The sequence below is a fragment of the Jiella marina genome (assembly GCF_024359545.1).
In the GTDB taxonomy this organism is placed as follows: Bacteria; Pseudomonadota; Alphaproteobacteria; order Rhizobiales; family Rhizobiaceae; genus Jiella.
On sequence record NZ_JAKQZG010000003.1, the window covers coordinates 179,128 to 191,403 of the forward strand.

General features: G+C 62.6%; 12 protein-coding genes. 6 read left to right on the forward strand and 6 right to left on the reverse strand.

The annotated features are described in order from the left end of the window. Window positions 1–81 precede the first annotated feature (81 nt). Complete coding sequence (locus MF134_RS06940; RefSeq protein ID WP_255338700.1) at window positions 82–1,812, reverse strand: tetratricopeptide repeat protein; 1,731 nt, start codon at window positions 1,810–1,812, stop codon at window positions 82–84. A 333-nt stretch (window positions 1,813–2,145) separates the two neighbouring features. Here MF134_RS06940 and MF134_RS06945 point away from each other — a divergent pair, with 333 nt between their 5' ends. From MF134_RS06945 to MF134_RS06970, 6 genes are all read left to right on the forward strand, one after another. Continuing rightward, a complete protein-coding gene (locus MF134_RS06945; RefSeq protein WP_255338701.1) occupies window positions 2,146–3,252 on the forward strand; it encodes a TRAP transporter substrate-binding protein in 1,107 nt (368 codons plus the stop codon). 196 nt (window positions 3,253–3,448) lie between these two features. Then, window positions 3,449–3,607: a YqaE/Pmp3 family membrane protein gene (locus MF134_RS06950; protein WP_255338702.1), complete on the forward strand. Its 159-nt coding sequence runs from the start codon at window positions 3,449–3,451 to the stop codon at window positions 3,605–3,607. Between the two features lie 297 nt (window positions 3,608–3,904). Continuing rightward, window positions 3,905–4,522, forward strand: coding sequence for a 30S ribosomal protein S4 (gene rpsD, locus MF134_RS06955; protein ID WP_255338703.1), 618 nt, complete (start codon window positions 3,905–3,907; stop codon window positions 4,520–4,522). A gap of 106 nt (window positions 4,523–4,628) precedes the next feature. Continuing rightward, entirely contained in the window at window positions 4,629–4,928 is a 300-nt protein-coding gene (locus tag MF134_RS06960; RefSeq protein WP_255338704.1) for a hypothetical protein, read from the forward strand. Window positions 4,929–5,164: 236 nt separating this feature from the next. Then, the gene (gene ttcA, locus MF134_RS06965; protein WP_255338705.1) at window positions 5,165–6,082 is read left to right on the forward strand and encodes a tRNA 2-thiocytidine(32) synthetase TtcA; all 918 of its coding nucleotides are present in this window, start codon (window positions 5,165–5,167) and stop codon (window positions 6,080–6,082) included. Then, entirely contained in the window at window positions 6,079–6,909 is an 831-nt protein-coding gene (locus MF134_RS06970; protein WP_255338706.1) for an inositol monophosphatase family protein, read from the forward strand. The genes ttcA and MF134_RS06970 overlap by 4 nt, the downstream gene beginning before the upstream one ends. 42 nt (window positions 6,910–6,951) lie before the next feature. Here MF134_RS06970 and MF134_RS06975 read toward each other — a convergent pair whose 3' ends face one another. The 5 genes from MF134_RS06975 to MF134_RS06995 all read right to left on the reverse strand — a co-directional run bounded on the left by MF134_RS06975 (window position 6,952) and on the right by MF134_RS06995 (window position 12,223). Further along, the gene (locus MF134_RS06975; RefSeq protein WP_255338707.1) at window positions 6,952–8,238 is read right to left on the reverse strand and encodes a multidrug effflux MFS transporter; all 1,287 of its coding nucleotides are present in this window, start codon (window positions 8,236–8,238) and stop codon (window positions 6,952–6,954) included. A gap of 353 nt (window positions 8,239–8,591) precedes the next feature. Further along, window positions 8,592–8,939, reverse strand: a complete 348-nt coding sequence (gene grxD, locus MF134_RS06980; protein ID WP_255338708.1) for a Grx4 family monothiol glutaredoxin — start codon at window positions 8,937–8,939, stop codon at window positions 8,592–8,594. Between the two features lie 273 nt (window positions 8,940–9,212). After that, a complete protein-coding gene (locus MF134_RS06985) occupies window positions 9,213–11,198 on the reverse strand; it encodes an acyltransferase family protein (RefSeq protein WP_255338709.1) in 1,986 nt (661 codons plus the stop codon). A gap of 278 nt (window positions 11,199–11,476) precedes the next feature. Then, complete coding sequence (locus MF134_RS06990) at window positions 11,477–11,914, reverse strand: EVE domain-containing protein (protein WP_255338710.1); 438 nt, start codon at window positions 11,912–11,914, stop codon at window positions 11,477–11,479. A gap of 18 nt (window positions 11,915–11,932) precedes the next feature. Next, entirely contained in the window at window positions 11,933–12,223 is a 291-nt protein-coding gene (locus tag MF134_RS06995; protein ID WP_255338711.1) for a YciI-like protein, read from the reverse strand. Window positions 12,224–12,276: the final 53 nt, after the last annotated feature.

Sequence of the window (12,276 nt, forward strand, 5' to 3'; positions counted from 1 at the left end):
TCATTGTGGATCGGGTCAAAGGGTGTTGGACGTTTGGAACAACCGGCAACCGGCCGTCTCCGGCGGGAACGGCGAACGCGATCAGCTCCGCCCCAGCCGCCGCAGCTCCTTTCGAGCGTCTTCGTGGCCCTGTTCGGCGGCTTTTCTGTACCAGCGCGCGGCCTCGTCGATGTTCTTCGTCACGCCGCAACCGCAGGCATACAGCCAGCCGAGATTGTATTGCCCGTGAACATTACCGTTCTCCGCGGCCTTGCGATACCATTCCGCGGCCGTCCGATCGTCCGCCTTCACGCCCCAGCCATTGCGGTAATGCCGGCCAAGTTCGTTCTGGGCGTTCGCGTGACCCTGATCCGCGGCCTTGCGATACCAGTCCAAGGCGGCTCGCTGGTCCTTTCTGACGCCCTCACCATTGGCATAGGCCCAGCCGAGATTGTTCTGCGCGTGGACACTGCCGTTGTCGGCGGCGAGGCGGTACCACCGGACCGCTTCGCTCTGATCCTTCTTCACGCCCCAGCCATTGGCGAAGAACCGGCCGATCTCGTTCAATGCGTCCGAATCGTTTTGCTCGGCGGCCTTGCGATACCAGGTGAGGGCGGTCTCGTAGTCCTGTTCCACACCCCGGCCGTTGGCATACATCCAGGCGACGTTGTACTGCGCGGTCGCATTGCCGTTCTTCGCCGCAAACAGATACCATTTCGCGGCTTCCCTGTCGTTCGTGTCCACGCCCCAGCCGAACTGATAGAACCGGCCCATCTGGTTCTGGGCGTTGACGTCGCCGAGGGCGGCTGCCTTCTCGAACGCCTCCAGCGCTTTCGTATAATCCTGGGCGACGCCGTCCCCGTCCCGGTAGAGGGTGCCGAGATTGTTGAAGGCGGCCGCATGATCCTGCTCGGCGGCCTTGTTGTACCATTGGAAGGCTTCGTCCCAGCGTTTCGCCTTGTCGAGCGCGCGGGCGAACTGAAACTGCACCCTCGCATCCTCGGGCTTCGCGGCCAGCGCCTTCTCGCACTCCTCGACGGCCTGGGCGGGGTCGAGATCGTTCCAGGCGACGCCGACAATACCGGCAGGTTTGGCGGGATCCTGCGGGTAGGCCGCGAGTTCGTCGCAGGAGCGAACGGCCAAAAGGCTCGCCCCGTCAAGGGTCGAGGCGGGGGCAAGGGCCGGGGGTGGAGAGACGACCGGATTCGTCGGGCGGGCCAGCGCCACGCGTGGCACGGTCCCGGGCGGGACGATCTCCGTGCCAGGACCGAGCCGGTTGATGGCCAGTCTCTCCAGTTCCTCTTCGCTGAAGACATGCATGGCGTTGCTGGGCGTCGCCAGCATGATGGCCAGGACGTCCGGTGCGGTGTCCGTCTTCTGCAGAAACCGCACCGCACGGGAAAGGACGGCCTGGGCGAAGCCGAAGTCGCGCGATTCCGTCGAGGCGACCTGATGGACGCCAAGCTTGCCGCGCGCCTCCCGGTCCTTGCCAGCAAAGAACAGGAAGGAGCAGGCCGAATAGCAGCGCGCATCCTCCGGAACGACGGTCGAAAAGCCCGCCCGGCGCATATCCTCTGCGATGCCGAGGGCGATGATCAGGCTGCCGCCCGGACTGTCGAGCAGGATCGTCCGCGCGTCGGGCGCGGCTTCGGTCGCATCGACGAAGTTGAACCGCTCCAGCGCACCGATCTCGCCTTGCAGGCGAATGACATCCGGCTGATCGCTGTCGACGACGAAGGACCCGAACTGGCGCGGTGCCGCGCTCGCGGGTGCGATGGCCAGGCAGAAAGCCAGCGTTACGAAGATACGGGAGATACGGTGCGCCCGGCTCATGGGAGTCTTCTCCTGTCCGATTTCGTCGGGTCGATGGACAGGCCATAGATTACCCAACGGAACTGGAAAAACCAGTCATCGGTCGGGTCCCGTGGCCGGTGCGGCGATCACCCCTCTCACGGGCATCAACCGGGAGAAGGAATGTCACGGGAGAGGAGGGCTTCGGCTTCGTATCCCGGGTCCGTTTCGACCCGCCACGACTGGCTTCGGGAAGCCTTTCCTTCGTGGGCGCGGACCTTTAAGACGGATTCCGTGACCGCGCGGATGACGTGAAGCTCTAAAGAGCGATGCGCGTCCGGTGCGGTTGAACTGAGTTACCTGGGAGGATCAGTCTTGGATCGTCGTTCATTCATCAAGAAGGCCGGTGGCGTCGGAGCGGGCGCAGCCGCCGCAACCGCACTTGCGGCTCCTGCGATTGCGCAGGAAAACCCGAAGATCAATTGGCGCTGCACCTCGTCGTTCCCGAAATCGCTGGACACGATCTACGGCGGCGCGGAGACGATGGCGAAATACATCTCCGAGGCGAGCGACGGCAATTTCAACGTTCAGGTGTTCGCAGCCGGCGAGATCGTGCCGGGCCTTCAGGCCGCGGACGCGGTCTCCGGCGGCACCGTCGAGATGGCTCACACCGTTCCCTACTACTACTGGGGCAAGGACCCGACCTACGCTCTCGGCGCCGCGATTCCCTTCGGCCTCAATGCCCGCCAGACCAATGCCTGGCAGTATTATGGCGGCGGCATCGACATGATGAACGAGTTCTACGCCACGCAGGGGCTGATCGGTTTTCCGTGCGGCAATACCGGCGTCCAGATGGGCGGCTGGTTTAGCAAGGAGATCAATACGGTCCAGGATCTTCAGGGCCTCAAGTTCCGCATCGGCGGCATGGCTGGCAAGATCATCGAGAAGCTCGGCGTCGTGCCGCAGCAGATCGCCGGCGGTGACATCTATCCGTCGCTGGAAAAGGGCGTCATCGACGGCGCGGAGTGGGTCGGTCCGTATGACGACGAGAAGCTCGGCTTCGTGAAGGTCGCACCCTACTACTACTATCCCGGCTGGTGGGAAGGCGGCCCGACGGTCTCGACCTTCATCAATCTGGATCAGTTCAATGAACTGCCGGCCAAGTACCAGTCGCTGGTCAAGACGGCCTGCCAGGCAGCCAATGTCGACATGCTCGCCTCCTACGACCACAAGAACCCGGCGGCGATCCGCCGGCTCGTCGACGGCGGCGCTCAGCTGCGCTCCTTCAGCCAGGAAATCCTCCAGGCGTCCTACGACGCGGCGAAGGAGACCTATGCCGAGCTCTCCTCGGAGAACGAGAAGTTCAAGGAGATCTACGAGAACCAGCTCGCCTTCAAGCGCGATGCCTATCTCTGGGCGCAGCTTTCCGAATACACCTTCGACACCTTCATGATGATCCAGCAGCGCAACGGCACGCTCTAAGCGCGGCCTGCCGATCGTCGTAAGGCTTCGAGGCTCGCCGGAGGTTCCGGCGGGCCTTTTTCGTTGGCTGCGGGGATTGTTCCTGCGTCATTGCGGATCCACCGGCAGCGGACGCGCATCTTCGCATGTCGCAAATCCGGAACGGGGAATGCGGGCTCACGTTAAGCTCAAAACCAGTTCAACGGAGATTGCGCATATGGACATCGTCCGCATCATCGTCGCCATTCTGCTGCCGCCGCTCGGCGTCTTCCTGCAGGTTGGCCTTGGCAAGCACTTCTGGATCAACATCCTGCTGACGCTTCTGGGATACATCCCGGGCATCATCCATGCGGTCTGGGTGATCGCGAAGTACTGACCGCCGCGGGGGTCGTGCGGCCCCGAGGGCGCCTCTGGAGAGGTTTCCCGTCAGATCTTCGCGGCGGGCGCCGTGTGCGATCGTCAGCGAGTTGACATGGAAGCGGCCAGCCGCTAACACCCGCCTCAACCGGCCAGGGCCCGTCCCCGGCCGGTTTTTAACGTGTCCCGTGAGCGGTCGTCGGTTCGTGCCCACGCCGCTCTGTCAGCCTGAAGAATTGGCAGAGGAGGGCGCGTTTCCTTCGAACAGCCTTGCGGCTCCGGTCCGTGAGGCTTTCCTGACTTTAAGGGAAATGCGATGACAAAGCGCGCATCAGCGAAATACAAGATCGATCGCCGTATGGGCGAAAACATCTGGGGACGTCCGAAGTCCCCGGTGAATCGCCGCCAGTACGGCCCGGGCCAGCACGGCCAGCGCCGCAAGGGCAAGATGAGCGATTTCGGCCTGCAGCTTCGCGCCAAGCAGAAGCTGAAGGGCTATTACGGCGAAGTCCGCGAGAAGCAGTTCCGCAAGATCTATGAGGAGGCCGCCCGTCGCAAGGGTGACACCTCGGAGAACCTGATCGGCCTCCTGGAAAGCCGGCTCGACGCTGTGGTGTATCGCGCGAAGTTCGTCTCGACGATCTTTGCCGCCCGTCAGTTCGTCAATCACGGCCATGTCAACGTCAATGGCCGCCGCACGAACGTCCAGTCCTATGTCTGCAAGCCGGGCGACGTGATCGAAGTGCGCGAGAAGTCCAAGCAGAACGTTGCGGTCATCGAGGCGACCCAGCTCGCCGAGCGCGACGTGCCGGACTACATCGACGTCGATCACCACAAGATGGTCGCGACCTACAACAGGGTTCCGGGCCTCCACGATGTGCCCTATCCGGTGCAGATGGAACCGAACCTCGTGGTCGAGTTCTACTCGCGCTAAGCGACGGACATCAGATCGAACCTACGAAAGGCCGCCTCCGGGCGGCCTTTTTTGTCGCCTCTCCAGGCTGGAAGCGGCTGGCAACGAGAACTAATGTCATCTCTCGATGAGTTCGGATGAGAACAAGGGGTGGCTTTTGGAAACCTCGCCGTCTGAGTCGGCACCTGTGGCGGATTTGAGCGAAGCGGGGCGCGAACAGATCAAGCTGCGTTCCAACTGGCTGAACGGTATCTCGATCGCGACTTTTGCCGTCGGCACGCTGGCACCGATGACGCGGGCATTTTTCGACGATGTTCTTTCCTGGAAGCAGACATTCGCTTCGCTGGCGCTCGCCGTGATTTGTCTTGTGATCTCTGGCGTCTTACATTCCGTTGCAAAGCGCAATCTGAGGGAGTTGGATCGATGAATCTCGCACAGATCATACTTCTGTCGGTTCTGCCGCTAGGCGCGCTCGCAATGCTGGCTTTTGCCTATTGGGATGACAAGCGCCATCCGCCGGCGCGTCGTCAGCCCGCACCACGTAGCGGTTCTCCTCGCTAACCGGGACAATGGCCGCGGGGGAGGACCTGCCTCTGACTGCGCAGGCTTCCGTTTTATCCGCCAAACCTCTAGACCGGGCCTCGCCAATCTCGCGAGGTGAGAATGCTCGAAACACAAGAGCTGACCGCGGTGCACGACGGAAATGCGCCGAGCCAGGAAGCGGATAACGTCTCGGACGTTGACGAGGCGCGAGAGGGCGCCCATCCGCTGTTTCGCGACGTGCCGTCCTCGGTGGGTTTCAAGAAGCTGCGCAAGCGGCTGTTGCGCGAGATGCGCGAGACCATGGAGCGCTTCGCCATGGTGCGACCGGGCGCGCGCTGGCTGGTCGCGATCTCGGGCGGCAAGGATTCCTATGCGCTGCTCGCTCTCCTGCACGATCTGAAATGGCGCGGGCTTCTGCCGGTCGATCTCCTCGCCTGCAATCTCGACCAGGGCCAGCCGAACTTTCCCCAGCACGTGCTGCCCGACTGGCTGTCCGCCCACGGCATTGCCCATCGGATCGAATATCGCGACACCTATTCGGTGGTGACCGACAAGGTACCGGAAGGCGCGACCTATTGCTCGCTGTGCTCTCGATTGCGGCGCGGCCATCTCTATCGCATCGCCCGGGAGGAGGGCTGCGAGGCGCTCGTCCTCGGCCACCACCGCGACGATTGCCTCGAGACCTTCTTCATGAACCTTCTGCATGGCGGGCGGCTCTCGGCGATGCCGGCGAAGCTCGTCAATGACGAGGGCGACCTGTTCTTGCTGCGTCCGCTGATTCAGTCGGCGGAGACCGACATCGCCCGGTTTTCGGAGGCCATGCGGTTCCCGATCATCCCCTGCGATCTCTGCGGCAGCCAGGACGGGTTGCAGCGCAATCTCACCAAGCAGATGCTCGACGATATCGAGCGCCGCTATCCCGGACGCAAGGCTGTCATGATGCGTGCGCTATCCAATGTCCGGCCCGGCCATCTGGTCGACCCGCAGATCTTCGATTTCGCGGGCCTCTCCCTCAACGATCAAGGAACCGACGTTTGACCGCCAATATCGATGTCGCCCGTCTTGCCGATCTCCTGCGCGAGGCGGCTCGCGCGGAGATCATGCCGCGTTTCCGCAATTTGTCGGATGCGGACATCCGCGAGAAGACGTCCGCCACCGATCTCGTCACCGAAGCCGACGAGGCGGCCGAGCGGTTCATCGCCCGCGAGTGCCGGTCGATCCTGCCGGATGCGCTCTTCGTCGGCGAAGAATCGGTCGCAGCCGAGCCGGCGCTGCTCGACCGGTTCGACGAGGCCGATCTCGCCGTGGTCGTCGATCCGGTGGACGGGACGGCCAATTTCGCGGCCGGTGTGCCACTCTTTGCCGTGATGATGGCGGTGGTCAGCCGCGGCGAGACGGTTGCGGGCCTGATCTACGACCCGCTCGGAGACGACTGCATGCTGGCGGAGAAGGGGGCGGGTGCGCTCCGCCGGTCGGGAGACGGCGAGGCGGCTGTGCTGCGCACCGCCTCCGCCGCGCCGTTGAAGGAGGCCGTGGGTTGCGTCAGCTACTCCAACTTTCCCGCCTCCGAGAAGACGGCGCTGCTTTCGCGGCTCGACAAGCTCAACATTGCCGCGAACTACCGTTGCGCCGGACATGAATATCGGCTCGTCGCCTCGGGCGGGGCGCATTTCGCGGTCTATTCGAAGCTCATGCCCTGGGATCACCTGCCGGGCACGCTGATCGTGTCGGAAGCGGGCGGCCACATCATGAAGGCCGATGGATCGCCTTACACGTCTCGCGACCGAAAGGGCACGCTCATCGCGGCCTGCGACGAAGCGGCCTGGCGTGCCTGCCGGGACGGTCTGTTCCCGGACGCTGCGTAGTCGCGGCTACGGTACGCGAGAACGTGCGGAGATTGCCGGCGGCTACTCCGCCGCGCCCTGCCTGGCCGGCGCATCGGCTTCCGCAAAGGCGGCGTCATCGTCGTATTTCGCGTCGAACAGCCGGCCTTCGGCGAGAAAGACGCACAAGGTCGCTCCTGCGGCGAGGCCGATGAAGCCGAGGAGCAGCGGGATCAGGGTGCCGTCATAGGTGTAGCCGATGAAGGCACCGAAGAGCCCGCCACCGAAGGTCTGCATGAAGCCGAGGACGGAGGATGCCGTTCCTGCCACATGGCCGAGCGGGTCCATGGCCAGCGCGTTGAAATTGGTGCCGATGAAGCCGAACAGGCAGAAATTGAGAGTCATCACCGGCACGAAGAACCAGAAGGGCGCCGCACCGCCGCAGAGATAGGCGACGATGAGATGCAGGACCGCCAGCCCCATGAAGCCGAGTAGCGCGCCATGGGAGAGGCGGCGCATGCCGAGCGTCTCGACAAGCCGGGAATTCAGGAACGAGGCCGCGGCCATGAAGATGGCGGTCGCCGAGAAGGCCACCGTGAACAGCGCGCCGATCCCGTAGGTCTCGGTGTAGATCTGTTCGGCCTGGTTGATGAAACCGAACAGCACGCCGAAGATCAGGGCCGTCGAGATCGTGTAGCCGAAGGCAACGCGATTGGTGAGGACGATGCGGAACGCCTCGACGATCCGCTTTCCGGTCAGTTCGCGGCGGTTTTCGGGTGCGAGCGTTTCCGGCAGTCGCAGCATCGCCCAGATCGCCACGCCCGCCCCGAAGAGGGTCACGACGATGAAGATCTCCTGCCAGGTGCCGAACATCATGATGCCCTGGCCGATATTGGGCGCGATGACGGGAATGGCCATGAAGACCATCATGACCAGCGACATCACGCTCGCCATGCGGCGGCCGCCGAAACAGTCGCGAACCACCGAGATGGCCACGACCCGCGTCGCGGCGGCGCCTATTCCCTGGATGGCACGCAGGGTCAGGAGCATGGCGAAACTGCCGGAGAACGCAGCGACTCCCGCGGCGAGAACATAGACGGCAAGTCCGAACAGGAGGATCGGCCGCCGGCCGAACCGGTCGCTGAGAGGGCCGTAGAAGATCTGTCCGCCGCCAAAGCCGAGAAGATAGGCGGAAATGACGAATTGCCGCGTATTGGCGTCGTCGACCTGCAGTGCGGCGCCGATGTCCTGCAGGGCGGGGATGAAGATGTCGATCGCCGCCGCGTTCAATGCCATCAGGCAGGCCACCATGAGCACGAGTTCCCAATAGGGAAGACCGTGCGTGTCGGCTTTGGGTGCCGCTTGTGCCATGAATTTCCTCGAGATGAGCGCCCAGCAAGTTGGTTGGCGAAAGCCAAAGAGCCCCCATCGGCAGCGATGCCGGGAGGTGCTGGTTCCTCGTGATTGAAAAACGAAACCGGACAAGATCGTCCGTCAGACAGACCATTTAACCTGGGAACTGAATTCTTCCAGTCGCAGATTTGCATGTCTGTGTCCCGCCGCATCCGGAAGGCGGGAATTCGGGGCCTCTGAGCGTTTCAAGAAGCCGTGAATGCCCCACCAGACATTGGTGAGGCGAAGGTTGAGAGAAGAGCAATGGGGGGCGGCCTACGTTCAAGACCGCCCCCTGAAATCGTTTTGCCGGTTCGTGATCGGCTGGCAGATCAGCCGTTGGCGGCCGCCGCCTGATTGGTGGAAACGCCGTTCTCCTCGAAGAAGCCCTTGAGCTCGCTCGCCTGGAACATCTCGCGGATGATGTCACAGCCGCCGACGAACTCACCCTTCACGTAGAGCTGGGGAATGGTCGGCCACTGGGAATATTCCTTGATGCCCTGACGCAATTCGTCCGAGGTCAGGACATTCACGCCTTTGTAGTCGACGCCGAGATAGTCGAGGATCTGAACGACCTGGCCGGAAAACCCGCACTGCGGGAAGGACGGCGTGCCCTTCATGAAGAGGATCACGTCGTTGGTCTTCACCTCGTTGTCGATCCAGTCGTTGATACCGGTCATGATGTCCTGTTCCTCATTGTTCGAGCGATCGGGCTGGTCGAAAAGTCACCCAGCGTCCCGCTGCATCGTCCTGTGTAAGCGTTCGGTCTGCCCCCGCGATGCGATTCTCAAACCGGTCCGCGGGTACGGCAGACGCAAACCCAGTTTCCAAGTCAGCCCGCTAGATAGCATTCGCCGATCCGGAATTGAAGGATCGGCGCTGCGCACCTGCATGCGAGCCGTGCCGATCGCATCCAGTCACAAGCGCGTTGGCGATTGCTCCTGGTCATTGGCTTACAACGGAGCTTCGGGATTCTTCGCTGGAACCTCCCGGTGAACCAGATCAGCGACGAAGCCCCGAATGCCGGGCGAACGAGCGAGATAGCTCTCGCCGCAATCACTGAAATGGTCCTTGTCGTGAAACAGAAAGCAGTCCTGCCGGATCGCATCCCGGGGAAGCACGAACACTTCGCTGAACGGAACATATTCGACGTCTCGATATGACCCGACGACCGACTGAATGAGCGGCTCGAGTTTCGAGAAAATCCGGAAGGACGTCGAATTGACCGTGAGATATCGCGCGTCGAACACGGCCTGGAACGGGACATGCCGGTACTCCACGAACGGGCCGAGCCAGACGATCTCAATCCCATGGGCCCCGCCTATGTCCGCCAGGTAGTCTGCCACACTGGTGATATGGCCTGGGCGAAACTCGTATCGGCCAGTGTCGAAGCTCTGTTGAGAGTCCACGTCGCCGTTTTCGTCTGCGACGAAATAAGAACCGGATTGATGGAAGATGATCGGCCCAAGCTGCGGGGCTCGTCGTTGGAGGAAATCGTCGAACGCGTCGTAGTGGCATTGCGGTCGAGGTGTATGGGGGCGGCACCCGCCCTGGGCCACGCCGAGAACGAAGGGAGCTTCTTCGGTCTTCGACACGATGTTGTAGAGGTTCATGGCGTGGCTGTCGCCCAGAACGACGATCGGGGGACCAAACCGCTCATGGCAACGGTCGAACCGCCCCATGTCGAGTTCTGCCGTGGATGGCACCCATATGCGGCATGCGCCATCATCGACCATGAGGTTGTCCAGCGTCACATCCGTGCTTTGCGAAATCAGCCGGTAGCGCTCCTGCTCCTCGTCGGAGAGACGATAGTTGATGATGGCGTGGCGAAAGCCGCCGGTTTCGTCACCGCTCACCCCGCCGACGATCAGAAGCAGAGCGCCCGCGCTGGCAAGACCCGCGATCGTCCGGCGTCCGATGGTGTCACTTTGCCGGAACGGCCTTTCGACAAAGCGCCAGCTGAGCCACGCCAGCGTGATGGTGGCGACACAGAGGCCTGCCATGATCCCGGCAGAAAGATGCGTTTCAGCGCGCAGGCGCGCGAAGGCAAACAGCGGCTGATGCCAGAGATAGGCGCTGTAGGAGATGAGTCCGACTCCGACCAGCGGCGAGGCGGCCAGAATCCGATGGCAGATGGTGCCCGTCGTCGCGCAAAGAATGATCAGCGCCGCGCCGACCGTCGGAACGAGCGCGTTGAGGCCGGGAAACGGCGTCTCCCGATCGAACCAGAAGATCGAAAACGCGATGAGCCCCAGTCCGGCAAGGCTTAAAAGCTGCCGGAGGGGTAAGGATCCCGGCGCGGGGCGGTTCTGCAGATAGAGCGCCGCAAAGACGCCGATCCCAAGCTCCCATGACCGTGCTGGAAGCCAGAAAAACGCGAATGACGGGTAGGCGTAGGTCGTCCAGACGGAGGTGGCGAGGCTGGCGACGAACAACAGGACAAGGGCGGACAAGAGCCAGCGCCGAGCAAAGCGCCACATCATCCAGAGAAACACCGGGAAGAGGATGTAATACTGCTCCTCGACCGCGAGGCTCCATGTGTGGAGAAGCGGTTTCAACTCCGCCGCGGTGGCGAAATAACCGCTTTCTTTCCAGAAATGGACGTTCGACCAGAACGTGGCCACGGCGACGAGACTCTTGGAGAAGCTCTCCAACTGGCTTGGCATCATCCAGACTGCGGCCGCCACGGCGCTCAAGGCGGTGACCAGGAAAAGCGCAGGGAGGATGCGGCGCGCCCGGCGCTCGTAGAACCTCGCGAGGCTGAAGCGGTCAGCCGCAAGGTCATTCAGCAGGATCGTGGTGATCAGGAATCCGCTGATGACGAAGAACACGTCGACGCCGACGTAGCCGCCACCGAACGTGCTGAACCCGGCGTGGAAAAAGATCACGGGCAGGACGGCAATGGCACGCAGTCCGTCGATCTCGGGGCGGTAGCGCATGGAATTCTTGGTCTTGTTCTGGACGAGCCCACGATGGTCGCGAGAGATCCATGTTTTCGGGGCCCGACGTTATCGAGACCGTTGCGGCGTCTCTCTGTCGCGGCGAGGGGATCTTCGGTCGCCAATGGAGCTTTGGCCGACGGATTGCAACCGGAAAAACGTTTCCCGCCCAATTGTGTCCGTCAAAGTTGTGCCGGTGCCGCATGTGAGGCGCCGCTCGTCGAAACGCTGGCGATCGACCCTGGGCTCCATCGCCTTCCGGCGATGGCGTCAGACTGTTAGTCTGCCATGACCTTCGCCGGGTCGAGGCCGCCCATTTCGCAGATCAGGCGGAACTCGTCGTCCTTGACCGGCTGCACCGAGAGTCGGGAATTGTTGACGAGCACCATCTCGCCGAGACGTGGCTCGCCCTTTACCTGATCGAGTGTCACAGGCTCCGGCATCGGAGCCACCGCCTTCAGGTCGACGCATTCCCACTTGTCGCTATCGGCCGTGGAGTCGCGATGCGCTTCGGCGATGACCTCGACGATGCCGACGACCGCCTTGCCTTCGTTCGAATGATAGAAGAAGCCCCGGTCGCCGATCTTCATCTCGCGCATGAAGTTGCGCGCCTGATAATTGCGTACGCCGTCCCATTCCTGACCCTTTTCGCCGGCGGCGACCTGCATGTCGAAGGACCATTTGAACGGTTCGGACTTGAACAGCCAGTAGCGCATTGGGGGCGATCAGCTCCTTCAGGCCGCGTCGGGGTTCTTGACCGACCAGACCCACGGCTTGACCGTCACATCGGCGAAGAGGCCGGCCTTGGCGTAGGGATCTTCGGCGGCGATGGTCTCGGCGGCCTCTTTGTTCTCCGCCTCGATCACCACCAGACTGCCGCAGGGCTTCTCGTCGTCGCCGAGAAAAGGACCGGCGAATTTCAGCGTGTCGCCGAGACCGTTCAGGAAGGCGATGTGCTGCGGCCGCGTCTCCATGCGAACCGAGAGGTGATCGGGCTTGTCGGTGCACAGAAGAGCAAAGAGCATCGGTTGCCTGTTCCGTTTCTGTTGGGGCTCGGCGGATCCGTCCTGGCAGACGC

Excerpts from the sequence above, each read along its gene's own strand:
- MF134_RS06940 (WP_255338700.1), bottom strand. The coding sequence starts at position 1,812 with ATGAGCCGGGCGCACCGTATCTCCCGTATCTTCGTAACGCTGGCTTTC.
- MF134_RS06950 (WP_255338702.1), top strand. The coding sequence starts at position 3,449 with ATGGACATCGTCCGCATCATCGTCGCCATTCTGCTGCCGCCGCTCGGC.
- rpsD (WP_255338703.1), top strand. The coding sequence starts at position 3,905 with ATGACAAAGCGCGCATCAGCGAAATACAAGATCGATCGCCGTATGGGC.
- MF134_RS06960 (WP_255338704.1), top strand. The coding sequence starts at position 4,629 with ATGAGTTCGGATGAGAACAAGGGGTGGCTTTTGGAAACCTCGCCGTCT.
- ttcA (WP_255338705.1), top strand. The coding sequence starts at position 5,165 with ATGCTCGAAACACAAGAGCTGACCGCGGTGCACGACGGAAATGCGCCG.
- MF134_RS06975 (WP_255338707.1), bottom strand. The coding sequence starts at position 8,238 with ATGGCACAAGCGGCACCCAAAGCCGACACGCACGGTCTTCCCTATTGG.
- grxD (WP_255338708.1), bottom strand. The coding sequence starts at position 8,939 with ATGACCGGTATCAACGACTGGATCGACAACGAGGTGAAGACCAACGAC.
- MF134_RS06985 (WP_255338709.1), bottom strand. The coding sequence starts at position 11,198 with ATGCGCTACCGCCCCGAGATCGACGGACTGCGTGCCATTGCCGTCCTG.
- MF134_RS06990 (WP_255338710.1), bottom strand. The coding sequence starts at position 11,914 with ATGCGCTACTGGCTGTTCAAGTCCGAACCGTTCAAATGGTCCTTCGAC.
- MF134_RS06995 (WP_255338711.1), bottom strand. The coding sequence starts at position 12,223 with ATGCTCTTTGCTCTTCTGTGCACCGACAAGCCCGATCACCTCTCGGTT.